This window comes from Arthrobacter sp. cf158, assembly GCF_900106835.1.
Classification (GTDB): Bacteria; Actinomycetota; Actinomycetes; order Actinomycetales; family Micrococcaceae; genus Arthrobacter.
Genome location: NZ_FNNR01000004.1, coordinates 302,789 through 326,000, shown reverse-complemented (window position 1 = coordinate 326,000; position 23,212 = coordinate 302,789). Strand labels below are relative to the sequence as shown.

Sequence of the window (23,212 nt, the reverse complement as noted above, 5' to 3'; positions counted from 1 at the left end):
TGCTTCTGCTTTGCGGGTTGGCGGCTTAGCGGCGGCCGGCGAGGAAGCGGGCCATCTCGCGCTGCGGTTCGCCGGTGCCGTAGGCCTCTCGGTGGACGCGCTTGGCTTCTGCCATGGCATCGGTGAGGTCGTCGTCTTCGAGGCTGCGCAGGCGGTTTTTGGTCAAACGGACCGCTCCCGGAGGAAGGAGGCTCAAGCGCGAGGCGAGGTCCTTCGCGTAAGCCAGCGTGCCGCCGTCGTCCGCCAAGTAATTAAGCAGGCCCAGGCGCTGGGCCTCGGCCGCATCCACCAGCTCGCCGGTAAGGACGAATTGGGAGGTCTTGGACTTGCCGAGGATGCTCCACATGGCCCAGATGCCGGTGATGCTGGGGATGCCGGAGAGGACTTCGGGCTGGCCCATGCGGACTTTGGAATCGCCCACGCGGAGGTCCGCGAGAAGTGAGTACTGGAAACCGGAGCCGGCGGCGACGCCGTTGACCGCGGCGATGGTGATTTGGTCCAGGTTGCGGACTGCCCGGTACAGGCGGTCGAAACCGTCGATCCAGGCTTCCGCTGACTCGTGATCCTCGGGGTTCATGGACGCGGTCTCGGCCAAGTCCTGTCCTGCGCAGAACGCGCGGCCGCTGCCGGTGAGGATGACCGTGCGGACTTCGTCGTTGCCCTTGAGGCCTTCCAGATAGTCGATGAGTTCGCTGCGCATGGCCTCGGTCCAGGCGTTGAGCTTGTCCGGGCGGTTGAGGGTGATGATGGCGGTGGGGCCGGTCTGTTCGAAGAGGACGTCCTGGGACATTGGGGAGTTTCCTTTGGCTCGTTGGGGCTTCTTGATTCCCATCTGACCATCAGCGAATGTGACCCGTCTAACATCAATATCTACTCGGCTTGATACCAAACTGATATGGTTCCGCGATGGACCTTCACCATCTCAAATACTTCGTGGTGCTCTCCGAGGAGCTGCATTTCGGGCGCGCGGCGCAGCGTTTGCACATGGCCCAGCCGCCACTCTCACAGCGCATCAAGGACTTGGAAAAAGAGCTCGGCGTCCTGCTGTTTCATCGTCGGCGCACCGGCGTGGAGCTGTCCGAAGCCGGGGCTTTGCTGCTGGAGCACGCGCGTGGGGTGCTGGATCACGTGGCCATGGCGCAGGAGTCGATGCGGCGGATCCGGCCCGGCGCTTCGGGCATCCTGCAGGTGGCGGTACCTCCGGACACGAACCCGGTTGCCCTGTCCACGATGGCTTCTTCGTTCAGCTCGCTTGCCCCTGATGTTCTACTCAACCTGCACGAGCTCACCACCGTTGAGCAGGTTGAGCGACTACGCGACGGCGAACTGGACGTTGCGGTGGTTCGGCACCCTTTGAGCAGCGTAGGTTTCGAACCGGGACCGTTGTTCTCGCGCGCGCTGGGGGTGGTGCTGAATGCTTCGCATCCGCTGGCTTCATTGGAGGCTGTGCGGCTGGGCGATCTGGCCGGGAGTCCGTTGATCATCTTCCCGCGCCACATGGCGCCCACCTTGTATGACTCGTTCCTGCACACGTGCCGCGACGCCGGGTACTTGCCTGCAGCGATTGTGCACGCAAGGAACCAGCACTTCACGCACGGGCTGATCTTGGCCGGACGCGGAGTGCACTTCAACGAGGAGCCGTGGACACCGTTGCCTTCGGGCATTGTGTGGCGGCCATTGGTTGGCGATCCGTTGGCTTGGCGGACGTCGGCGTTGCGGTTGAAGAGCCGACGGTCAGCTGAGACGGAGGCGTTTGTTGCGGCAGTCGGGGCGGGGTTGGAAGCGGGTGGGCACGGGTAACTATTGGCCTCCTGGTCGCAGCGATTGTCATTGCGGTTGACGCCGCACCTATCTCTCACCGCAAAACCAGACGCGAGGTCAAGGTTTGTCCGGCTTTGAGTGACCGCGACTCGGCCTTGCCACGGACGCCGGCACGCGAAGAACCTTCCATCATCAACGTCGAAACTATACCGCTAACGGTATGGTTTCGACATTTCAAGAGCACGAAATTAATGGCAAAGTAATACCGTTTACGGTAGATTTCTGACATGAGAACAACCTATCGAGGCGTTCTGCGTGAGATCGCTTACGACAACCACGGCTATGTCACCACCGCGGATGCAGTGAGCGCTGGCGTGCCCGCTGTGGAGTTGCCAAAGCTCACTGCCCGCGGCGGCCTCGATCACATCGGATACGGTCTTTACCGTCTGACTGACATTCCTCCGACCGACGACGACCAATTCGCCGAAGCGACCTTACGCGCAGGAGACGATGCCTACCTTCGCGGAGAATCCGTCCTGGCCCTCCTCGGCTTGGGAGACGTGAATCCTACGAAGATTACCGTAGGGACCAGCCGTCGTATCCGCCGCGCAATGCCCGACTATGTGAAGGTCACCCAGACGCAGACCGGAACGAAGGTTACACGCTACCGCGGGATCCGCGCCCAGCAGCTCAGCGAAGCTCTGCTGGAATGTCGGGGCCAGGTCCCCAACACGCGACTGCGAGATGCGGCAGTCAAGGCTCGTGCTGAAGGACTGCTGACCACGGCTGAGTGGAACCGTGTGCGCAAGGAGCTCGCCGCATGAGGTATGACAGCCCGCCCCGCAACCTCGCCGCTCTCAACCAGCGACTGAAGAACTTAGAGGTAGACGAAGCTCTCACCCTTCGCCGACGAACGACGATGGCTCTGGTCGTGATCGGACAAATGCTTCCCGAGGGTGCGGTGAAAGGCGGCAGCGCGATGGCACTGAGATACGGCTCCAGTACAAGGTTCACCCGCGACCTTGATGCCGCCCGTGCAGGAGGTCTCGCGACGTTCCGCACCGACTTCGAAGAGCGCCTTGAGGAAGGGTGGGGTGGCTTTACTGGGCGGCTGGCCGAGCGAAAAGCCCCGAAGCCCAAAGGGATTCCCTCGTCATACGTGATGAAACCATTCGATGTGAAACTCGACTACGAGGGGAAGCCGTGGTGCACAGTGCCCTTCGAACTCGGTCACAACGAGATCGGTGACGCTGACGATCCCGAGTTGACTCTGGCCCCCAGCATCACCGAAATGTTCACCTCTGTGGGCCTTCCTGCTCCAGACCCGGTAGCGGTAATGTCCACCGTCCACCAGATCGCCCAAAAGATACACGCGTCCACCGCCCCCGGTAGTGACCGCGCCCGAGACCTTGTGGACCTGCAGCTCCTGGGCGCACGCGAGAAGCTGGACCTAGCGATGGTCCGGGCCACTTGTGTTCGTCTTTTCGGCTACAGAAGGGCCCATGCCTGGCCTCCATCCGCTGTGGAGGGCACCGATTGGCCGACCCTCTACGCGGTGGCCGCCGAGGGCCTTGACGTCCTCCCTGATGTCACTCCCGCCGTCGAGTGGCTGAACAAGTTCATCGCCCGGATTGACCAAGCGTCGCCAACCGATCAAACGTCGCTGACTGAAGATTAGTAAGGCCCCGCCGATACTGTCAGCCCTTACGGCACTGACATGCGCCAGTTCTGGGCTCACGTCATCGCCGGAAGCTTGTCCAGGTCAGAGACATCGTTGCCGGGATCGTGACACCTTGAAGATGCACGCGCCAAAAGCTAATCTTCACGCATAGATAGTGAGGAATGCAGGGTTCGCTAGGAGCACGGCATGAATTTGCTGAGCCAGATACTCGCGGGGGCCACCGGCCTTGCGCTGATAAGCGTTGGCGTCCTGGAGATCTTCTTCCATGGTGATCAACGCTTCCACCGGATCTTTCTGATCCGACCAGACGACGTGCGGGCAGTACGGATGTGGGCGATGAACGTTGGCGCCTACAACATAACCTTTGGCCTTGGAATCGCGGTTGGTCTGTGGCTGGTGAACTTCTCCGGCACTCCCGCGAGTGGGTCAGCGATAATTATTTTCTGCTGCGCCTGCCATGTCTTCCTTGGTTTCTGGCTGTGGGTCACAGAGAGGCGGCTTCTGCTCAGCGCCATCGGCCAAGCACTCTTTCCCCTGCTCGCGATCGTTTTCTTCGTTGTCCTGCACTAGAACGGGGACGAATGTATCGGGAGCCCTAAGACTCAATCGCGGTAAAGGCTAGCCATGGCCTCGTTTGCGGGACCTGTCATCGTCGACGGACGCAATCCATCGCCAGGAAGTCTCGCGGTAGTGGCCGTCCAAACGAGACCCCGGAACGTCTCGTCGTCCAGGTCGTCATTGGGCGGGCGTCGAATGAACCAATCGAATCCGCGGGGTCTCGGCGGGATACCCGCCTCGGCCAGATAGATATCGCTGCTGATCAAAGCTGGCAATACTGCGTCCGGTAAGGGATGGCTTGCGGACAGTGGCGGTTGTAAACAGATCCCTCACCGGATGCTGAGGCCAAGCGGTATAACACGAAGGCACCCCTCTGCGAGTTCTAGAGCTGGGACTCGCGAACTGGATCTTGGCCACGGGAGGGGCCAAACTGTCGGAAGTATCTAATGGATGCTGGCATCCACATCAGCACGGAACCGGCAAACGTCAAGATCAGGACCCCTACTGTGAGCGGCGTCAGGACGACATTGAAAACTCCACCGAGAGCCAAAACAGCCAAGATGGAAAGAACTACCCTCGCCCAGCGTTGACCTCGAAGAAGTCCCAAAGCTGCCCGGATCTGAATAACCGTGAACAGAAGGAGGATCAGACCGCCAACGAGCACGACGACGACGCTTGCCTCCCGCGTGACAATCAAGGCGACTGGCTGAATGCAAGCTAGGATCGCGCTTGCCAGCCAGAGGTAACTTGATACTCGAAGGACCTTTGGGACGCTGCCTGCTGTCCTGTGGGCGACAGGATGGACCATCTTCGAATCCCTCAATCTTCAGTAGCATGTTGAGACGGCTAGGCCGCAAGGTTTCCAGAGTACATGCGAGCGACTATGTGTCCCTCACTCGTTAGGCGGGGGCAGTGAGCCACGCAGCGAACCGTTCTTATTCCTCAGCCTGTAGAGCAACGTCGTTGGTTCTGTCCAAATGACGACGCCTTTCCCGCAGATTCGAAGGCCCTCGTACAGTCGTAATTCCTCGCCTATTCGTATTCTGAACCAGGCGGGTGCTTCCTCGGGAAAGAGCGCAACTATCATGGCACGGCTGGATTGCCCGGGGCTGATGTTCTGACTGGAAAATCCGAACACCGGCGCAGCCGTCTGCTCACCGTTCGCCCAGCCCGGAAGACCCCGATTCGGCCGATAGGTGAACCGATTTCCAGGAGTGTGACCGCCTGGAAGGGCGCTCTGTCTGCCCCCGCTCTTAAAGAGATGCAGGTTGATTCCAAGCGCGAGGTATTAGTCGGATTCATGGGCAAACCTTTTGTATGGGACCACCACAACTTGAACGTCGTCCTCATAAAGGACCACGCCCGGATCGCTTGAGTAGAACGCACGGCAGGGGACGTCATGCCGGCGCAGAAGATCGATGTAGAAATCTATTCTGCTTATCAAGTGTGTGGCTGTGACTTTGAACCAGGCCTGTGCGCCCGGAGCTGCGTAGAACGACGCCCCAGGAGTTGCATAGGCCTCGTCGTAAAAGTTGTTGGCACTACGCCATTCACGCCAATTTTCGGGACTGAGGCTGCCCTCCTTCGCCAATCGGTTCGCCAGGGCGAAGATCCCAAGGTGTCGCCCTTTGGCGTCAGGTGTCGTCGATTGGTAGCGCACAAAGCGTTGTTCCATACCGCCTAGCCAACCATCAGCGCTATCGGTTCACAGGGATTGACTCAGCGGCGTCCGCAGTAGCCTTTCAGGCAGCCAGCCGCCCCTCCGGGCGTTGGCGCAGGGACATCAAGGCGAGCGCGTACAGCAATCCGCGGGCCACACCGAACAACCACGGAAACGGCAGGTCGAAGCCCAGCCAGAACACCGCTTCCACAGGTACGAGAGCCAGGCCTAGAACCAGCCCAGACCTGCGTCTGCTCCACGCCAGCCAAGCCGCCCACGACGCAGCCAACACCACGACCAGGAATGCCATCAGCAGGGTTACAAATGCCCACGGCGCAACTCCGTCCCATGGCCCCGCGTACATCGGGAACAAGTCCATGAACATCGGCAGGTACCCGTTTTGGAGGAGATGGATGCTGACTGGAATCGCTGGAACTCCGAACGCCGCAGCGTAGATCCAGGTCAGCACGGCCGCCACACGCGCCTTCTGCATTGCCTTCCTCGTTTCGATAATCCCTGATGAACCCGGCTCCGGATAAGTCCAGTGTGGAACAGAGCATTCACTGGCGGAAGTGGTATCCAGGAGCCGGCATTCCTAAGGAACAACGCCCCACAGACGTGGCACCTTCCGGTAGCTGAAGAGCGGCCGAGCTACCGGGAGTTCCCAATCACCTCGTACCGCGAGGGACTATCCATCATTCGCGGGGAAACCGAAGCAGTTCCGACTACTTGACCGAAATCCGTCATTCAGCCCAGCCGTACATCGCGGCGACCTCGGAGGTCTTGTTCCAAGCCCGCGACGGCGACAATCTCGCGAGGGCATGCAGCCATCGCAACACCGAGCGCCAAGGCAGGAGCAAACCACAGCATCAAAGAAATTGATTTGTTGGTCGGTCAGCAACCATCAATGTTCTGGCCAATGGGCCGCCCATGCAGAGGTTGAGGGTCTCTCGCAATACCGCACCAGGGCGTTATCCCCTGCCACGTCCCGTGAGTACCCCCAGCAGCTCACCATTATCCTGTTGTCGCAAACTCTGCGGGTTGAAACGAAGTGCGCTCCGGTACGAGCGTTCCAATTCCACGAGCGAGTTCACACCAAACCTCCTGACAGCCGTACCGTCACTGTTGGACACCGCGTCAACCAAAGCAAACGGCCAACCGTACAGAAAAAAGCAGTAGTGCGATCATTCCCGAATTCGTGACGCGAAAACCCCAATATTCCTTAAATATTTCGCTGGTTTCGCGAATTATCTAGGAAATAGGTTCCTTTCAAAAAGAATCTGAAACGAATGTCTGGCAAGGTGCTGACATGCACGACCGACTCCAATACACTGTTGGAAACGGCATCAATGCATAATTGCACTTTGCACAATTATGGATTGATGCGAAAGCTTCCCAAGCTGGAAGCCAAGGTTCGCGTATGTGATGGTTCTATTGAAGAACCTTGAACAGCGGAGTCCTAAATAGCATGGGGGATAAAGTGATACCTGACAGTACCGCCACGGAATGTGAATGTCTTGGCTTGGCTTGGCTTGGCTTGGAAAAGCTTTTTCTCCGCTACCGGTGGGACAATATACCCGGAGTCATCGAACTGGACGTATGCAGAGGTTCACATAAACGACTCGGTCTACAGCTCCGCAAGTGTCAGTAATAATGCAGCCCTCGGTACCACCATCCACGAAATGGGCCATATGTTCGGTCTCGCCCATTACAACAGCAACCCCTACAGCATCATGTGCCAGACGGGCTCTGGAAGACTCTCGCAAAAGTGACAGCAACGGATAACGATGCGATCAACAATTTGTACTGATCAAATGAACGGTCCGAAACGGTGGCACGAATCAACAATGACGTGCTTGCCAGGCTCTATCAACCAGAGAACCCAAGGAGGAGGGTCTACACAATGCAAAAGTTGAAAGCACCTATCGTGATAGCTGCAGTGCTGCTGCTCGGCAGCTCGTCGGCATGCGCCTCGGGAACGACCGAACCCTCCACCTCAGGGTCCAGCCCGCAGTCCGAGCAAACGAGCTCGCCACGCTCCAACGATGCTTATGCCAACATTCCCGCAGATCAGATACACCTTGCCGGCACAGATGTTGACTTTCTTTGGGAACCGAAAGATCCCTTCTACGGGTTCAACAAGTATCCCACTGTCGCCCGGGTCTACATCGAGTCTATCGACGGTGGACGCTCGTTCAGCCCTATCTCGAATCAATATGTATTCCCGCAAACTATTGGGAAAATGACCATCCGCGAGGTCTACAAGGGCGACGTTCAGCCTGGCGTCCAGGTGTCCTATTCGAGAGTTGGTGGAACCGTGACCTACGATGAATACTGGAACAGCTTGAACAAAGCGCAGCAGGAAAAAATACTGAGACTCAATGGCGGTACGAAGCCTACAGATGCGAAGTTCATCAAGGCAAAGATTACGGACGACGTTGACGTTGAGACTGGCAAAGAATATATCGCTCTGCTCTTGCCTCAATCCGACCAGAACGGATTATTGACAGAGTATTCCGTTCAGGGCTACGAGTTTGGCCTAAGGGAAGTGAAAGGCGATGGGGCCGAGGCGACCGTTCTAAACAATAAAACGAAAGAATGGGAACGTCTCAACAATTTCGTGAAGCTTCCTTAACCACCGAGACTGTCAAGCAGCTCAGTTGTTGATGCCCCTTAGACGTTAAACGTCTAAGGGGCATCTTTTTCCCGCAAGGGCTAACCCTCGAACCAACCCCGGGCCGGGTTGGACACCTCCGGAGCATCACGGAAAACGCCGGGCTGAGCAACCCAACGCACACCGTTGGCGATGACCTTCTGGATCTGCGGCTGGTGGTACACCGGGTATTCCTGGTCGCCGGGGCTGAAGTAGAAGATCCGACCCTTGCCGCGCGAGAACGTCACACCGGAGCGGAACACCTCTCCCCCGGTAAACGAGCTGATGAAGATCAAGTCATCGGGTTCTGGAATGTCGAACAGTTCGCCGTACATTTCCTGCTGCGGGATGACAATCGGGCTCTCAATGCCAGCTGCGATCGGGTGTGAAGGCTTGACCGTCCACACGAGTTCGCGTTCGCCTTCATTGCGCCACTTCAGCGAGCACGTGGTGCCCAACAAACGGGTGAAGATCTTGGCGAAGTGCCCGGAGTGCAGCACCACCAAACCCATGCCGCCGAGGACGTGGCGCTGTACGCGCTCCACCACCTCGTCTGCGACTTCCTCGTGCGCGATATGCCCCCACCACAGCAAAACGTCGGTCTGCTCCAGGACTTCCTCGGAGAGCCCGTGATCAGGGTCGTCGAGTGTCGCCGTCGAGATTTCGGAGTCCGGGTAGAAACCGCGCAGTCCGGCAGCGATGGCTCCGTGGATCCCTTCCGGGTAGATGTCGCCGATAGTCGCAGGCTCGTTGCGGGCCTCGTGGACGGCCTCGTTCCAGACAACAATCTTCAATTTGGAATCAGACATTTCAGAGCACCACTTCACGTTGTTCGAGGGCGGATTTGTAGCAGGCATCGAGCACCAGGGCCCGGCTGAGGGCAAGCGAACCGTCATGGCTTCCCCACACGGTCTCGCCACCGCGCACGGCGGCAATGAAATCGTCGACGACGGCCTGGTGGGCTCGCCCGGGTTCGGCCACCACTTCGAAGTCGGCGTTTTCACCGTCCTTCTCGGTGAAGACATGGACGTCCGCCACTGGGTTCTCGGAGGCGCCGACCGAGCGCAGGTCCGCGCCGCCGTCGGTCCCGTAAACGGTGAAGTCCATGAGGTCCTTCTCGTCGCGGTACGTGGCCCATCCGGCTTCCAGGATCAGTGTCCCGCCGCCTTCCAACCGAATGAACGCGGAGGCGAAGTCTTCCACTTCAAACTTGTGACTGGAGTTCGAGGCTGTGTACCGGGCGTTGCCGCCGAGGCCGCGCGGGCCGAGTTCGGAATGGGTCGACGCCGAGACGGCCAGGACTTTCGGCTCGCCGAGGAGGTGCAGCGAGTAGTCCAGCACGTGAACACCGATATCAGCCAGCGGACCGCCGCCGGCGAGTTCCGGGTTGGTGAACCAGCTGCCGAGCATCGGAATGCCTTGGCGTCGAAGCCAGGATGCCTTGGCGTAGTACGGGCGACCCAGCGTCCCGGCGTCGATCACTTCCTTGAGCGCCTGGACGTCGCCGCGGCGGCGGTGGTTGAACGCGACGTCCAGCACGCGGCCAGCTTTGCGGGCTGCGTCCACCATCTGTTGACCCTCGACGGCGTTGCGCGCCAGCGGCTTTTCGCTCAGCACATGAAGCCCCCGCTCAAGCGACGCAATGGCGATGGGCGCGTGCAGGAACGTCGGCACGGCGACGCTGACGGCGTCGAGGCCTTCAAGCTCGATCATGTCTTCCCAGCGGGCGAAGGCGTGGGGAATGCTGTATTCCTCCTTCAGCTGGGCAAGAAGGTCGGCTTCCATGCCCGCGACGGCGACGATCTCGACGCCGGGAATGTTGCTGTACGCCTTGAGGTGCTGCTGGCCGGCCCAACCGATGCCCACAACTCCCACTTTGAGGGTTGCGGACGGGGCCTGCTGCTGAATGCTCACGTTGTTCCTGTTCTTTCTGTGGTTACTAGGTTTGGGGTCAGCCTTTGACGGCGCCGGCCGTAATGCCGGAAACGATGCGTTTCTGGCATACAAGCACCAGGATGACGAGCGGGATGGTGATGATTACGGACGCGGCGCTGATGGTGCCGAGGGGTTGATCGAACTCGCTGGTTCCGCTGAAGAACGCAATCGCGACCGGCACTGGCCGGGCTTCGGGCGAGGTGGTCAGTGTGACGGCCAGGAGGAATTCGTTCCAGACTGAGATGAACACCAGGATCGCCGTCGTCGCCAGGCCGGGGACAGCCAGCGGCAAAATCACCTTGCGGAAGGCGACAAACGGTGTGGCCCCATCCATGTACGCGGATTCCTCCAGCTCACGCGGGATCTCCTTGAAGAACGACGTCAGCGTGTAGATCGCCAGCGGCAACGCGAATGTCAGCTTCGGGATGATGAGGCCCAGCAAGGTGTCGTACAGGCCGATCTCGCGCCAGATGGAGAACATCGGCGCCGCGATGGCGATGGCCGGGAACGTGGTGACCGAGAGGATCAGCGTCAGGATCATCGCCTTGCGGCGCATCTTCAGCCGGGCAAGCGCATAGGCGGCGAAGGACGCGAACACCAAAGCCACTGTTGTGGTCACGACGGCGATAATCACCGAGTTGCGCAAGGCCAGGAGGAACTCGGGGTTCTGGAAGACCACCAGATAGTTCTCCAGGGTCGGCTGGCTCGGGAAGAGCTCGCCTTGGGACAGGCTCGCGCCCTTCTTAAGGGAGGTGTTCACCAGCCAGTAGAACGGGATGAGCGAGAAAGCCATGACGGCCACTACGAACACCCACACCAAGGGGTGCAGTTTTGATTCCCCACGCAAGCGACGCTTAGGTGCCTTGCCCGCGGTGGCGAGTTCCGGCGTCGGGCGTTCTGCAGTCAGCGTGCTCATTGTTCCTCCTTCGCGACTTCGCGGATGTTGCCGCCGGCGAAGCGGACGTAAATGACCGAGACCACCATGACGGTGAGGAAGGTCAGGATGGACAGCGCCGATCCTTCGCCCACCAGCCGGTTTTCGCGCAGTTGCGTGTAGGCCAGCATGGACATGGATTCGGTGCCGTTGGCGCCGCGGGTGAGGACGAACGGCAGGTCGAAGACGCGGAGGGCATCCATGGTGCGGAAGATCGCGGCGAGGACGATCGCCGGACGCAGGAGCGGCAGGGTGATGTTCACGAAGGTCTGCCACTTGCTGGCGCCGTCGAGTTCCGCGGCCTCGTACGTTTCGGCGGAGATCACCTGCAGCCCGGCCAGGATGATGAGCGCCGCGAAGGGCGTGGTCTTCCAGACGTCGGCCATGACGATCACGGCCATCGCATAGCCGTGCTCACCGAGCCAGACGACGTCGCCGCCCGGCAGACCCAGTGCGGAGAGGACGTTGGTGACCAGGCCCATGTTGGGCTGGAACATCGTCTGCCAGGTGATGGCGCTGACCACGGTGATGATCGCGTACGGCAGCAGCACCACGGTGCGCAGGACGGCGCGGCCCTTGAATGCGAGGTTGAGCAGAAGCGCCATGGCCGTCCCGAGGACGAGTTCCAGGCTGACGGAGAGACCCGCGAAGAGGAAGGTCTGGCCGAACGCTGCCCACCACTCTTGGCTAGCGAGGGCGTTGATGTAGTTCTCCAGTCCAACAAAGCGGGACAGGCCGGCGGTGCGGACGCTGTACTGGTTCAACGAGAGCCAGATTGCGTAGCCGATGGGGACCGCCGCAACCAGCGCCATGATCACCAGCGACGGCGCGGTCATGCGGAACGCGAGCTTGCGCTCGGCGCGGTCGCGGCCGCTTGTCCTCGCTGGGCCGCGGCTGGGCGGGATTGTTTTGATGGCCATAGCTAGAAGCTCGCCTTGGCGGTGGTGATTTCCTCGGCCATCTTCTGCACGGCTTCCTCGGTGGAGGAGGTGCCGGAGAGGACGGCGTAGACGTTCTTATAAATGGCCTGCGAGATCTGCGGGTAGACCGGGGAGATCGGGCGCGGCTTGGCGCCCTTCACCGAGGCGAGGAGTTCCGTGGCGAACGGCATCTTCTGCAGTACCGCTGCGTCAGAGTAGGCGGCTTCGTTGACCGGGGCCTGCGAGTAATCCATGGCCACGTGCTTCTGCCAGTCCGGGCTGGTGGCGAAGTCGATGAACGCGACGGCCCCGGCCTGGTTGGTGGAGTGGGCCGAGATCGCCAGGTTCCAGCCGCCCAGCACGCCGGAGGCCTTGCCGCCTTCCCATGTGGGCAGCGGCGCGACGCCGAAGGTGGACGCCAGCGGTGTCGCGTTGAGCAGGCGGTAAACGTGCGGCCAGTTGCGCTGGTATCCGAAGTCGCCGGACTCGTAGGCCAGGCGGGCGGGGTCTTCGTTGTAGGTGAGGACGGCGCGGTCGGCTGAGCCGTTCTTGAGGCCGTCGCTCATGAAGTTCAGGACGTCGCGGGTTTCCTTGGAGTCGATCTTTACGTCGCCCTGGTCGTTGAGGACTTCTCCGCCTGCGCTGTAGAGCATTTCGAGGAAGTTCACTGTGAGGCCCTCGTACTGCTTGCCCTGGTAGACGTAGCCGTTGCCAGGAGCTTTGGCAGCTTCCGCGTAGAGCTGCTGCCAGGACTCGGGCTTGGCTACCTTGTCCTTCTGGTAGTAGATCAAGCCGGCGTTGGTGAAGAACGGCGAGCCCCAGTACTTGTCCTGGTACTTGGTGGTTTCCACAGTGGAGGGAATGAGCCGGTCCTTGTTGGCTTCCACCAGTTTGGTCTGATCCAGCAGCCAGCCTTGGGAGGCGAACTCGGAGGTCCAGATGACGTCAGTGACGAAGAGGTCGCACTCGGTGGACTTGCCCTCGAGCCGCTGCACGATCTGCGTGCGGGCCTCATCCGTGGTGGCGCCAATCTCCGTGTACTTGGCCGTGACCTTGCCATTCGCCTTGGTGAACGCCTCCGCTGTGCCCTTGTAGATACCGCTCGCGTCCTTGACGCCGCAGATGTTCACGGCACCGCTGGCACTAGCGCCCGACGCCGGATCGGCAGCTGCCGCTTGCTCGGCACCTTGGGGTGCGGCTCCCCCGCCGCACGCACTGAGCAGGAGGGCTGCTGCTACTGCTGTTGCTGCCAGGGCTTTTCTGTTTGTTGCGGCTTTGTTCTGGAGCGGGAGAGCAGGTCGGTTCAAGTCCACAAGTGGCTCCTTTGGGGTCTGTGGGCGGTGGTGTTCAGTGCGCGTTTTGGCGGTCCCGCGTCCTGAGGGTGGCTTCTTTGCCGGTGGTTCCTTTGATCCGTGGAATCGATTCCAAATGTTGTCTGGAAAAACGGCCTTGCGGCCGTGGAATCGATTCCAAAGTAGTGTGACAGGGACCACCGAGGGCTGTCAACCCTTTCTATTTCGTGGAGTCCCTGATGACGAGTTCGTGCGGGAGGAAGGTTCTTCCCTTGCGATGTGTGCCCTCGGCGGTCATGCGTTCCAGGAGTTCAGCGAAGGCGACTCGGCCCATTTCGTAGGCCGGCTGTCTTACCGTGGTTAGCTCTGGGACGCACATTTCTGCCTGGGCTGAGTCGTCGAAACCGGCCACGGCGATGTCCTCCGGAACCTTTAGGCCAGCGTCGGTGAGTTCGCGAACGCACCCTGCGGCGACGATGTCGGTTCCGCAGAAGACGGCGTCCGGGAGGTCTTTTGCTTTGAGGAGTTTTCTTGCGAGGGCGCGGCCGGAGTGGAAGCCGAAGTTTCCTTCTCCGAACAGTATCTGGGCCGGTTCCAGGCCTTGCTCCGTGAGCGCTTGGCGGAAGCCCTCTTCCCGGAGCCGGCCTGAGCGGGCTCCCCTATGTGCGAGCATGGCCACCTTCGTGGCACCCGTGTCGATCAGGTGCTTGGTGATGTCGTAGGCGGCCTGGCGGTCATCGATGGACACCCCGAATGCTGCTTCGGCATCGACGATTTCACAGACCTGGATCACGCTCATTTGCTCGGCCACTGTGTTGACGTCGTCGTCCGGCATCGTGGGCGAGAAGATAACCAGCCCGTCTACGGAACCGTTGCGCAGCATGTCCACGAGTTGCTGTTCGCGATCCAGGTCTCCGTCGGTCGCCGCTATGAGGCTGACGTAGCCCGAGTCGGCCGCAGCGTCTCCTACGCCGCGGAAGACTTCACTGATGACAAGGGAGTCCAGGTTCTTGGCCAGGGCGAGGACACGCATTGTGCGGTCTCTTCGGAGATCCCGTGCTGAGGCAAGAGGGCGGTAGCTGAGCTGGCGAATGGCCGCATTGACCTTGTCCTTGGCCGCCTCACTGACTGCCGAACTCCCGTTCAAGACGCGCGACACTGTCCCCACGGACACACCAGCAGTCCTGGCGACGTCCTGAACTGTCGGCCGACTCATTCGTTTGTCCTTCCGCGAGCAATGACGATGGACTCTGCCGCCACGCCACTTCCGCGCCCACAGGCGCTCCTTAGCATAGCTGGAGCATGGCGACCGATGTGGGCTGATGGGTCAGTCGAAGTTACACCGCTGGCGCGATCACTGAAAGCGGTCATAAGGGTAAAGACTCATGGATGGGGCGTGCCGTGCCACTACGCTACACAAAGAACCAGCACCACCTGCCAAAGTCTCAAAGGCGTGAACTCATCAACGGCGAGAAAATCAAAATGAGACAGTTTGCTCGGACATCGCAAACCACTGATACAAAGGCATATGGATTGACCATGACATTAGGAGAGGGGTCGCGTCTAAGGATCCATTGATGAGATGAACGCAGGGGGCCGACAGGTTGCTGTCATCCCCCCGTCATCGTGCATTTCACCGTGCGGGTCTTACGTACATGCCGGGGGTCGTGATTCGACGGCGTCCCGGATGCGCCTTCATGAATGCACGTTGAGGGACCGGCTTACGGCCCCAACAGTCCGGAAGCGCGGCTCCTGAGATCCCCACTGCGGTCCGTTGCAGAGTGTGGACAAGGTCGCAGATGATCACCCTGTGCTCATTGGGAGGCGCTAAGTAGCTCGCTGGGAAGCACATCATATGGGGGTGGGGCGTGGCTGCATGTCGATCTCTTTTGTCGGGTCTCGTTCTATCTGCGGTCGCTCTGACGGGGGTTCGGCGCCCCCGGCGAGCAATGCTTAAACACTGAAAACAAACAGTGCGATAGAGCGTCGAAACGCTTTGCAAAGAACGCCCAAGCCGAACATTCGGCTCGGCCATGGATGCAGCTTCGAAGGGTGATGAGCCGGATCTCATCAGGGCTGTTGGCGACGGCGGGAGTATCGGGTACAAGAAGGCCGACCTAGATCAGTGCCCGAAAACCCCCGATGAAGCCGTCGCGTTTGAAGCGAGCAAGAAAGCCCATGCTTCCAAAGGCCGTGTCCTGAACCTCTGTGCGGAGGACGGAAAGATCGTCATCGGCGGCACCAACACGGTCGGACGCTCACCGGATTCGAACCAATAATAGATCAACAGCAGTAGGTGCTGGCCTTCGTGACATCCAGGCGAGTCATCTGACAACTATTTGGCTATAGGCTTCCGGTCCCTGGTGGTCATCATCCCATCAAATGTCGTTGCCCTAGGTACGATAACGACGTACAGTGCGCCCGCCGTTGGTGGTGCGACACAATTGGATGAATGGGGCACTACCGGCATGGCATCGAAGCAGCAGTCACTTGGAGACGCCAAGTCGGCCAAGCTGGACGAGTTCTACACCCAGCTGTCGGACATCGAGAAGGAGCTGCGGCATTATAAGGCGCACTTCAAGGACAAGGTCGTCTACCTCAACTGCGATGACCCCCGTGAGTCGGAGTTCTTCCACTACTTCAGCTACAACTTCGAGAAGCTCGGCCTGAAGAAGCTGATAGCTGCGTGCTTCAAGAGCCAGGATGTCGACCTGTTCTCCATAGGTGACAACGAACGGGCCATCTACCTCGAGTACACCGGCGATAAGGACGGCGACCGCATCCCCGGGCGCGACGAAATAGAGGTGAAGTACTTCGACGGTGATGGGGACTTCCGATCAGCAGAAAGCATCGCCCTGCTGAAGCAGGCCGATATCGTCGTGACCAACCCTCCGTTCTCTCTGTTCCGCGAGTACGTGGCTCAGTTGATGAAGTACGACAAGCAATTCCTCATTATCGGGAACATGAACGCTGTGACCTACAAAGAAATCTGGCCGCTTATCCAAGAGGACAAGATGTGGCTTGGTGTCACAAGGACCGGCACAGGCCAGATGTGGTTTCGCGTCAACGATGACGCTCCAGTGAAGTCGGGACAGCGAACCGATGAGGAGGGCCGCCGCTACCAGACCATCGGCAACTCCGCATGGTTCACCAACCTCGATCACGCGAAGCGACACGAAGAGCTGACGCTGTTCAAGAGCTACAGCTCCGCCGACTATCCGACCTACGACAACTTCGATGCGATCGAGGTTGCGAAGACCGTTGATATCCCCATGGATTATGACGGAGTGATGGGCGTACCGATCACGTTCCTTGGGAAGTACAGCCCGGAACAGTTCAAGATCGTGGAATTAAGTAGGTACACCAAGACTCAGGGCATGTCGAAGGAATTCGTCGACGCCTACTACGCTTCCGGGCAGACGGGCCAGATCAGTGAGGGCCATCCTGACTTGTGCTACTACGACAGCAATGGTCGCCCAGTCGTTCCATATATGAGAGTGCTCATCCGACGTAAGGACGGGTCAGCATGAAAATCGATCTCAAGCGCCTTAAAGTCCGCGACCTCGTCAAAGATTACGAAGACAACGACGAGCTGGGCGTCCGTGCCTACGCCGGAAAACTCGACGTGCGTCCGCCCTACCAACGCGAGTTTGTCTACAAGGACAAGCAGCGCGATGCCGTCATCGAGACGCTCCGTAAGGAATTCCCCCTGAACGTCATGTACTGGGCTGTCCAGGACGACGGCACCTACGAAATCATCGACGGCCAGCAGCGTACCATCTCGATCTGTCAGTACGCCGAAGGCGACTTCTCGATCCAGATCGACGGTCATCAGCTGGCCTTCCACAACCTGCAGCCCGACCAGCAGGCCCAGATCCTCGATTACGAGCTCATGATCTACCTCTGCGAAGGCACCGACTCTGAGAAGCTCGACTGGTTCAAGACGATCAACATCGCCGGTGAGAAGCTGACCGACCAGGAGCTGCGCAACGCGGTCTACCACGGCTCGTGGGTGACCGCCGCGAAGAAGTACTTCAGCAAGAACGGCTGCCCGGCCTATGCGATCGGGTCCGACTACATGAGCGGGGCTCCTATCCGGCAGGACTACCTCGAGACCGCGATCGAGTGGATCAACGGCGGCGATACCGACGGCTACATGCGCGACCACCAGCACGACCCCAACGCCAATGCGCTATGGCTGTACTTCCAGAACGTCATGGCCTGGGTCAAGGCGACCTTCCCCAAGTGGCGCAAGGAGATGCGCTCTGTCCAGTGGGGGCCTCTGTACAACGTCTACAAGGACGCGAGCCTTGACCCCACACAGCTCGAGGCACAGATCAAGACCCTCATGATCGACGACGACGTCACCAAGAAGCCCGGCATCTATCTCTACGTCCTCAGCGGCGAAGAGAAGCACCTGAGCATTCGCGCCTTCACGGACAACCAGAAGCGCGAGGCGTACGAGCAGCAGGAAGGGATCTGCCCCAGCTGCAAGCAGCATTTCGAGCTCGCCGAAATGCAGGCCGACCACAAGACGCCCTGGAGCAAGGGCGGCAAAACGATCGCCGAGAACTGCGTCATGCTCTGCGCGCCGTGCAACCGCAAAAAGTGGGACGTTTAGGAAGCGCGATGACGACTGGCTACGAGCGTTACAGCAAGCACGCGGTCTGGGAATCCTTGCGACTCAAGAGGGAGTCGCTCAACGCGGCTCGGTTCGATAACGCAGAATCCGAGCAGTGGCGCGAGGACATCGTCGAGTGGCTCGACGAGGCGCTTAAAACGCGCGCAGCCCGCCAGCCCGCGCTCTATCTCAGCACCTTGGACACCCTCAGCGCGGCGCTCAACCAGCTCCCGGTCGACACTGCGGGATTCCAGCAGTTCATCGCATACCGCCAACACGACAACCATGCGTTCAGGCAGCTGGAACAAGCGCTTCGGGCGCTGCCGTTGCCTGCTCCGCGCGACTTGAAGACCTCCTACGTCGAGCTCCTCGACCAGGAAGTGAGCGCTCGGAACGAACGGCTCGGCGAACTGGAGCAGCGCCTCTCGCAGACGGAGAAGGCTCTGGAGCTGCGGCTGGCCGAGCTCGATAAGGTCACGACAGACGTCCAGGCACTGCGCACGGCGATCCAGACCGAACGAGAGGCCATCGCCGCCGTCAGCCAGTCCGCCGAAACCGAGATGCGCGATGCCTGGAAGGAAGCGCTCGACGCGTGGGGCAAGGACCGCGAGGCCGCCGACCTGGACCACGACACGCAAGCCCTAGCGAGCATCGCGACGCTCGCGGCGACGACCAGGGCCGGCGAAGCGCTTGCGGAGCACGCGGCCGGCGACCTCAGTGCCGCCGACTGGTACGTCCGGGCCAAGCGGGAACGCAGCGCCGCCCGCTTGATCCGCTTCGGTGCTTGGGCGGCGTTCCTCTTCGCCGGGGCCGTCGGCTTCTACATCGTCAACGAAGCCATCATCAAGAACTTCGACATCTCCGTCGGCGGTGGAATCCTCCGCGCCTCGATCGCGGTCGTCATCGGCGCGTTCGGCGGGTTGCTCCTGCGTGAGGCCGGCCGGCATTTCCGTGAGGCGGACACTGCAGAGGATGTGGCTCTCTCGCTCAGGGCGCTCGCTCCGTTCTACGCGAATTCGGACGAGGGCATCCGGCTGACCGCTCGCGTACAACTGGGAGACGCGGTGCTCGTGAAGAACGTGCTGTCGCGGTTCTCGCATCGTGATGCCGCGAAGCACGCCGGAGAGGTCAAGACCGAAGAACTGCCCGGACTGGTCAGGGAAGCCACCAGCGCCCTAAAGCTGGCCGAGAATGCCTCGGCGAAACCGTAAGTACCAGTCATATCAGCACAACCAGCAGCGTCCGCAGAGCTTTCCCCGGCAACGCCCTCCGACAGAACGAGACAGAGTGACCGCTTACGAAGACGTACTCGACTGGATCGCTACCCGACCTTGGTGGCAGCAACGGGCCCTGGCGCGCATCGCGAGCGGTGAAACGATCGGCGAGGCCGCGTACGAGGAGATCGCCAAGAGCCTGTTCAAGGAGCCGCCCGCTGCTCCGGAAGGGGGCTGGCTCGCATCGGTCACCGCCCCGCAGAGCACCAACGACGATCCGGTGCGGATCCTCTGCGTCAAAGGCGTGTCTAATGTCAACCGACTCGCGGAGAACCAGGAGCTCACGTTCGCGCCTGAAGGCCTGACCGTCGTGTACGGCAACAACGGCAGTGGGAAGTCCGGGTACGCGCGCATCCTGCAGTCTATGGTGCGTGCCCGCCACCGGGCAGACATCCTCCCAGACGTCTTCGCTGAGTCCCCGGGAGAGCAGTCTGGCGAGGTGACGTTCCTCGTCGCGGAAACCGAGTACGCCTCGTCCCTCGGGTCCACCGCCGATCCTGCTCTCGGGCGCGTCGCCCTCTATGACGAGCACTGCGGAGACACGTACCTCAACTCGGAAGCCGAGATCTCCTACCGGCCTTCGGCGGTGCAGCTTCTTGACGACCTCTCGACAGTGACCGCCGGCGTGCGACGTGTCATCGACGGGTGGAAGACCGAGAAGGGCGCGCCCGGTGCTTACCCCGTCGTCACCGATCCAGGCTCGGCAGCGACGTTCCTTCGGGCTCTCACGGCCAAGACGACGGGCGCAGAGATCGCCGCGGCCACCTCTTGCCCTTACAACGTCGATCAGAAGCTGAGCGATCAGGTCGAGGAAGTAGCTCGGCTTCGAACTGCTGATCCTGGGCAGGAGAAGCAGAAGCTGATTCGCACGGCCGATGCGCTAAATCTGGTCGCCGGTCACCTGTCCGGCCTCGACCGCTCGATCGGCACCGCGGTGCACGAGAAGCTCAAAGGGCTGCGTGAGAGCGCGAAGGTGGCCCAAGAAGCGGCGGACGCAGCGTCAATGACCACGTTCGGAGACGAGCCGCTCGCCGGCATCGGATCGCCGGTCTGGAAAGCGCTGTGGCAAGCGGCGGAGAACTACTCCCTCGTCGTCTACCCGGAGCACGACTTCCCGCACGCAGACGACGGAGCAGTCTGCGTCCTGTGCCAGCAGTCCCTCGACGGTGGAGGGAGGGAGCGGCTGAAACGGTTTCACGAGTTCGTCTCGGAAACGACGGCTAAGGACGCCGAGTCGGCCAAGAAGAAGCTCGAAGCGTTCCTCGCCTCTCTCGGCCGGCAGCCGGTCGAGAGCCAACCGGTCGCAGTCGCCATCGCAGCGGTAGAGCAGTCAGAACCGGGATTCGCCGCACGGGTCCAGACGCTGTTCGACGCATTCCGAGCGCGTCAGGCAGCCATGATCGCCGACGAGCAGCCGGCGGGCATAAGCGTCGCCGCGGAGGTCACCGCACTTGCCGCCCAAGCGAAAGGCCTCCGCGACCAAGCCGGCTCGATCGATGCCGCTGATTTCGCCGGACGTCTCGCTCAGGCCCAGACCGAAGAGAACCGGCTGCGCGACCAGATCGCGATGCGGGACGGTAAGCCCCTGATCGAGTCGGAACGCGCCCGCCTGCTCGAGCTGGCGGTGCTCAACGACAAGTTTTCCGAGACGAACACGCGCGCCATCACCGACAAGGTTGGCGAGCTGACGAAGAAGTACGTGACCGAAGAAGCCCGAGACCGCTTCACACGCGAAACGGACCGGCTCGAACTGGAGCGTGTCACCTTCAAGGCCACCAGGTCGCGCCAAGGAATGGGCCTGCTCCACAAGGCCGACTTCTTGAATGCGCGTGCAGGCGCGCGCCTCGGGGACGTCCTCTCCGAAGGCGAGCAGACAGCGCTCGGCTTCGCCGGATTCCTGACCGAAGTGCACTTCGACACAAGCAAGTCGGCGCTGGTGTTCGACGACCCCGTGTCCTCGCTCGACCACATGCGGCGAGAGGCGGTCGCCAACCGAATCGTCGACCTGGCGGGAGAGCGGCAGGTCATCGTCTTCACGCATGACATCGCCTTCACGATGGTCCTTCGCAAGACCGCAGAAGCAGCGGACGTCCCCTTCGCGACCCGCGGTATCGAACGCAAGCGCAAGATCGGCCCAGGGTTCACCACACTCAAGCATCCCTGGACGGCGCAGGACGCCGCGCAACGCGTGGACACTCTGAGGCAAGAAGTCTCTTCCCTGCGTCGCGACGAAGAAGGCATGTCCGATCCGGACTACCAGCGCGCCACCGAGGAAATCGCGGGTCACATGTCCCAGACATGGGAACGCATTATCAGCCAAGTACTGGCCGAACCGCTTGTGGACTATCGAGCCCTGGAGGTCCGCGTCGGGAAACTTAGAGTCATCGGCCGAGTTACTCCTGACGACATCAAGACGTACGATGATTCCTACAGCAGAATCTCAGGTTGGGCTTCCCGTCACGATCCCCACCCCGAGCTGAACTACACACCGCCATCGGTGGATACCCTCACGGCCGAGATTGTCGTGCTTGATACATGGCTGAAGAGCGTCAAGAAGTACCAATCGAGCTGACGCGTGTTGGGCGCGCGTCGCCGTCGCCACCCGCCAAACTTATCCTCTTGCCGTCCCCTGGGACGAGCTTGCGTTCATGAACATTCCAGCAGCGGCGATCGGGTACGCGATGGGTAAGAAAGTATCGTTCTTCCGCCTGAACCTTCGGCACCCCATCTCGCTGGCTTGACCGCCGTGATCTATGTCAGCAGATTGGGTCCGCGCCCATGTTCCAAAGTGCATCCTCATGAAGCAGATGAGGCTCCGGTACGCAGGAGCCTGTGCTGCGCCTTGCTCGCGGCTCAAGGGTAACGACAAACCACTGCCAATCGCCTTGCCTGGGCCGCGCATTTGCACTCCGACTGTCGCGCGTCGCTAAATGGAAGACTGTCAGGTCGCCTCCGGTACCCCCAATGAATAGCGCCAGCGAAGATCAAACCGAAGCCCGGCATGATCAACCGCACATTCTTGAACTCCTATTCCGGGTGGATCTGCCCCGGCAACGTGGGATGGGGCCGGTTCCGCGGTAGCGTAAAGGGCGTTGAGTCGGTAGAGGACCAATCTCGTACCACCCGGGCAGCGCTTCAATGGTTCTCCCTTAAGCATTTGGCTCCGGCTGTTACAGCGCGCCAACGCCGACTTTGAGCTCAAACCCGACCGCCCCACTGCAGCACGGAGGACTCCCATGGGCAGGAATGCCAGACTCAGAAAAGACAGAGCGAAAAAACGTTCGGCTGCTGCCTCACAGCTTCCTCCTCAAGCCCCTCTTGAGGCACTCCAGCAAGCCATCGAGGCCGTCGGAGATAAGTTCGGCACAGATAACAGGTGTGCGGATGCTGCTGCATTGCTAATTACTGTCGGCAAGTATCTGGGCTACAAACTCGAGCCCCGCCCCGTTTCTCTCATCGCTGCACAACCATCCAGCACTGATCCGTCGTTGAAGTATGAGGCTTACATTGGCCCAGCTGCTGCGCGCACAATGAGTGAGGAAGAGCGGGAAAGGGCGAATAAGGACCATCTCGGTGACGGGGAAAACCTCGGACACTTGGTCCTTACATGCGATGATCCCCCTCTTCTTCTCGATCCCAATTTACGCCAGCTGCGTGCGATGGGGTTTGACGCACCGAGCCTCCGCGCGCATATCCACACCAGCCGCCCCGAGAGCGGGACGTGGTATCTGCCGATCGGTGAACTCAACCTTGAACTGTTTTACATACTGGATGACGAGGCCAGCGTGCTGCTGGAAAACTTCGACGCTGCCGTAGCGGCCGCCTCGGTCGAAGCCAGGAGTCTTGCACAAGCGGTACAGGCTGGCTATACGGCGGAGCAGATTCGAGAAGTAGCCGCATACTAGAGAGGTGCTCGCACGAAC

General features: G+C 60.5%; 21 protein-coding genes. 11 read left to right on the top strand and 10 right to left on the bottom strand.

Features of this window, described 5'->3' with window-relative positions:
- Window positions 1-25: 25 nt before the first annotated feature.
- On the bottom strand, window positions 26-790 hold the full coding sequence (locus BLW08_RS10360; protein ID WP_091324900.1) for an enoyl-CoA hydratase/isomerase family protein: 765 nt from the start codon (window positions 788-790) through the stop codon (window positions 26-28).
- A 116-nt stretch (window positions 791-906) separates the two neighbouring features.
- On the opposite strand from BLW08_RS10360, the gene BLW08_RS10355 reads away from it, so the two are divergent.
- The 4 genes from BLW08_RS10355 (at window position 907) to BLW08_RS10340 (ending at window position 4,012) form a co-directional block, all read left to right on the top strand.
- Window positions 907-1,800, top strand: a complete 894-nt coding sequence (locus BLW08_RS10355) for a LysR family transcriptional regulator (protein ID WP_091324898.1) — start codon at window positions 907-909, stop codon at window positions 1,798-1,800.
- A gap of 248 nt (window positions 1,801-2,048) precedes the next feature.
- Window positions 2,049-2,585: a type IV toxin-antitoxin system AbiEi family antitoxin domain-containing protein gene (locus BLW08_RS10350; RefSeq protein WP_091324897.1), complete on the top strand. Its 537-nt coding sequence runs from the start codon at window positions 2,049-2,051 to the stop codon at window positions 2,583-2,585.
- The gene (locus tag BLW08_RS10345; protein WP_091324895.1) at window positions 2,582-3,439 is read left to right on the top strand and encodes a nucleotidyl transferase AbiEii/AbiGii toxin family protein; all 858 of its coding nucleotides are present in this window, start codon (window positions 2,582-2,584) and stop codon (window positions 3,437-3,439) included. Before BLW08_RS10350 ends, BLW08_RS10345 begins: the two co-directional genes overlap by 4 nt.
- Before the next feature lie 189 nt (window positions 3,440-3,628).
- Window positions 3,629-4,012 (top strand): DUF1304 family protein, encoded by a 384-nt coding sequence (locus BLW08_RS10340; protein WP_091324893.1) that lies wholly within the window; start codon window positions 3,629-3,631, stop codon window positions 4,010-4,012.
- A gap of 32 nt (window positions 4,013-4,044) precedes the next feature.
- Here BLW08_RS10340 and BLW08_RS24125 read toward each other — a convergent pair whose 3' ends face one another.
- The 3 genes from BLW08_RS24125 to BLW08_RS10320 all read right to left on the bottom strand — a co-directional run bounded on the left by BLW08_RS24125 (window position 4,045) and on the right by BLW08_RS10320 (window position 6,153).
- Window positions 4,045-4,266, bottom strand: a complete 222-nt coding sequence (locus tag BLW08_RS24125; protein ID WP_254779827.1) for a DUF5956 family protein — start codon at window positions 4,264-4,266, stop codon at window positions 4,045-4,047.
- 1,022 nt (window positions 4,267-5,288) lie between these two features.
- Window positions 5,289-5,675, bottom strand: a complete 387-nt coding sequence (locus BLW08_RS10325; RefSeq protein ID WP_091324891.1) for a hypothetical protein — start codon at window positions 5,673-5,675, stop codon at window positions 5,289-5,291.
- A 67-nt stretch (window positions 5,676-5,742) separates the two neighbouring features.
- Window positions 5,743-6,153 carry a hypothetical protein gene (locus BLW08_RS10320; RefSeq protein WP_091324890.1) on the bottom strand — a complete coding sequence of 137 codons (411 nt, stop codon included), beginning with the start codon at window positions 6,151-6,153 and terminating at the stop codon, window positions 5,743-5,745.
- 1,410 nt (window positions 6,154-7,563) lie between these two features.
- On the opposite strand from BLW08_RS10320, the gene BLW08_RS10315 reads away from it, so the two are divergent.
- Window positions 7,564-8,295 carry a hypothetical protein gene (locus BLW08_RS10315; protein WP_091324889.1) on the top strand — a complete coding sequence of 244 codons (732 nt, stop codon included), beginning with the start codon at window positions 7,564-7,566 and terminating at the stop codon, window positions 8,293-8,295.
- A gap of 80 nt (window positions 8,296-8,375) precedes the next feature.
- Here the strand turns inward: BLW08_RS10315 and BLW08_RS10310 are convergent, their stop codons facing one another.
- The 6 genes from BLW08_RS10310 to BLW08_RS10285 all read right to left on the bottom strand — a co-directional run bounded on the left by BLW08_RS10310 (window position 8,376) and on the right by BLW08_RS10285 (window position 14,610).
- A complete protein-coding gene (locus BLW08_RS10310; protein WP_091324888.1) occupies window positions 8,376-9,122 on the bottom strand; it encodes a ThuA domain-containing protein in 747 nt (248 codons plus the stop codon).
- A gap of 1 nt (window position 9,123) precedes the next feature.
- Window positions 9,124-10,227: a Gfo/Idh/MocA family protein gene (locus BLW08_RS10305; protein ID WP_091324886.1), complete on the bottom strand. Its 1,104-nt coding sequence runs from the start codon at window positions 10,225-10,227 to the stop codon at window positions 9,124-9,126.
- Window positions 10,228-10,264: 37 nt separating this feature from the next.
- Window positions 10,265-11,164 (bottom strand): carbohydrate ABC transporter permease, encoded by a 900-nt coding sequence (locus BLW08_RS10300; RefSeq protein ID WP_091324884.1) that lies wholly within the window; start codon window positions 11,162-11,164, stop codon window positions 10,265-10,267.
- Entirely contained in the window at window positions 11,161-12,102 is a 942-nt protein-coding gene (locus BLW08_RS10295; protein ID WP_091324882.1) for a carbohydrate ABC transporter permease, read from the bottom strand. The genes BLW08_RS10300 and BLW08_RS10295 overlap by 4 nt, the downstream gene beginning before the upstream one ends.
- A gap of 2 nt (window positions 12,103-12,104) precedes the next feature.
- Window positions 12,105-13,415 carry an ABC transporter substrate-binding protein gene (locus tag BLW08_RS10290; RefSeq protein ID WP_091324880.1) on the bottom strand — a complete coding sequence of 437 codons (1,311 nt, stop codon included), beginning with the start codon at window positions 13,413-13,415 and terminating at the stop codon, window positions 12,105-12,107.
- A 199-nt stretch (window positions 13,416-13,614) separates the two neighbouring features.
- Window positions 13,615-14,610: a LacI family DNA-binding transcriptional regulator gene (locus BLW08_RS10285; RefSeq protein ID WP_091324879.1), complete on the bottom strand. Its 996-nt coding sequence runs from the start codon at window positions 14,608-14,610 to the stop codon at window positions 13,615-13,617.
- 817 nt (window positions 14,611-15,427) lie between these two features.
- Here BLW08_RS10285 and BLW08_RS10280 point away from each other — a divergent pair.
- The 6 genes from BLW08_RS10280 to BLW08_RS10250 all read left to right on the top strand — a co-directional run bounded on the left by BLW08_RS10280 (window position 15,428) and on the right by BLW08_RS10250 (window position 23,194).
- Entirely contained in the window at window positions 15,428-15,673 is a 246-nt protein-coding gene (locus BLW08_RS10280; RefSeq protein WP_091324877.1) for a hypothetical protein, read from the top strand.
- A gap of 189 nt (window positions 15,674-15,862) precedes the next feature.
- On the top strand, window positions 15,863-16,924 hold the full coding sequence (locus BLW08_RS10275; protein ID WP_091324874.1) for an adenine-specific methyltransferase EcoRI family protein: 1,062 nt from the start codon (window positions 15,863-15,865) through the stop codon (window positions 16,922-16,924).
- The gene (locus BLW08_RS10270; RefSeq protein ID WP_091324873.1) at window positions 16,921-18,015 is read left to right on the top strand and encodes an HNH endonuclease family protein; all 1,095 of its coding nucleotides are present in this window, start codon (window positions 16,921-16,923) and stop codon (window positions 18,013-18,015) included. The genes BLW08_RS10275 and BLW08_RS10270 overlap by 4 nt, the downstream gene beginning before the upstream one ends.
- A gap of 8 nt (window positions 18,016-18,023) precedes the next feature.
- Window positions 18,024-19,226, top strand: coding sequence for an AAA family ATPase (locus BLW08_RS10265; RefSeq protein ID WP_091324871.1), 1,203 nt, complete (start codon window positions 18,024-18,026; stop codon window positions 19,224-19,226).
- Between the two features lie 76 nt (window positions 19,227-19,302).
- Window positions 19,303-21,861 (top strand): AAA family ATPase, encoded by a 2,559-nt coding sequence (locus BLW08_RS10260; protein ID WP_091324869.1) that lies wholly within the window; start codon window positions 19,303-19,305, stop codon window positions 21,859-21,861.
- Between the two features lie 664 nt (window positions 21,862-22,525).
- Window positions 22,526-23,194, top strand: a complete 669-nt coding sequence (locus BLW08_RS10250) for a hypothetical protein (protein WP_091324867.1) — start codon at window positions 22,526-22,528, stop codon at window positions 23,192-23,194.
- Window positions 23,195-23,212 lie beyond the last annotated feature (18 nt).

What these genes read in the sequence shown, in the direction of transcription:
- BLW08_RS10360 (WP_091324900.1), bottom strand. Translation starts at nt 790, where the DNA reads ATGTCCCAGGACGTCCTCTTCGAACAGACCGGCCCCACCGCCATCATC.
- BLW08_RS10355 (WP_091324898.1), top strand. Translation starts at nt 907, where the DNA reads ATGGACCTTCACCATCTCAAATACTTCGTGGTGCTCTCCGAGGAGCTG.
- BLW08_RS10350 (WP_091324897.1), top strand. Translation starts at nt 2,049, where the DNA reads ATGAGAACAACCTATCGAGGCGTTCTGCGTGAGATCGCTTACGACAAC.
- BLW08_RS10345 (WP_091324895.1), top strand. Translation starts at nt 2,582, where the DNA reads ATGAGGTATGACAGCCCGCCCCGCAACCTCGCCGCTCTCAACCAGCGA.
- BLW08_RS10340 (WP_091324893.1), top strand. Translation starts at nt 3,629, where the DNA reads ATGAATTTGCTGAGCCAGATACTCGCGGGGGCCACCGGCCTTGCGCTG.
- BLW08_RS10325 (WP_091324891.1), bottom strand. Translation starts at nt 5,675, where the DNA reads ATGGAACAACGCTTTGTGCGCTACCAATCGACGACACCTGACGCCAAA.
- BLW08_RS10320 (WP_091324890.1), bottom strand. Translation starts at nt 6,153, where the DNA reads ATGCAGAAGGCGCGTGTGGCGGCCGTGCTGACCTGGATCTACGCTGCG.
- BLW08_RS10315 (WP_091324889.1), top strand. Translation starts at nt 7,564, where the DNA reads ATGCAAAAGTTGAAAGCACCTATCGTGATAGCTGCAGTGCTGCTGCTC.
- BLW08_RS10310 (WP_091324888.1), bottom strand. Translation starts at nt 9,122, where the DNA reads ATGTCTGATTCCAAATTGAAGATTGTTGTCTGGAACGAGGCCGTCCAC.
- BLW08_RS10300 (WP_091324884.1), bottom strand. Translation starts at nt 11,164, where the DNA reads ATGAGCACGCTGACTGCAGAACGCCCGACGCCGGAACTCGCCACCGCG.
- BLW08_RS10295 (WP_091324882.1), bottom strand. Translation starts at nt 12,102, where the DNA reads ATGGCCATCAAAACAATCCCGCCCAGCCGCGGCCCAGCGAGGACAAGC.
- BLW08_RS10285 (WP_091324879.1), bottom strand. Translation starts at nt 14,610, where the DNA reads ATGAGTCGGCCGACAGTTCAGGACGTCGCCAGGACTGCTGGTGTGTCC.
- BLW08_RS10280 (WP_091324877.1), top strand. Translation starts at nt 15,428, where the DNA reads ATGGATGCAGCTTCGAAGGGTGATGAGCCGGATCTCATCAGGGCTGTT.
- BLW08_RS10275 (WP_091324874.1), top strand. Translation starts at nt 15,863, where the DNA reads ATGGCATCGAAGCAGCAGTCACTTGGAGACGCCAAGTCGGCCAAGCTG.
- BLW08_RS10270 (WP_091324873.1), top strand. Translation starts at nt 16,921, where the DNA reads ATGAAAATCGATCTCAAGCGCCTTAAAGTCCGCGACCTCGTCAAAGAT.
- BLW08_RS10265 (WP_091324871.1), top strand. Translation starts at nt 18,024, where the DNA reads ATGACGACTGGCTACGAGCGTTACAGCAAGCACGCGGTCTGGGAATCC.
- BLW08_RS10250 (WP_091324867.1), top strand. Translation starts at nt 22,526, where the DNA reads ATGGGCAGGAATGCCAGACTCAGAAAAGACAGAGCGAAAAAACGTTCG.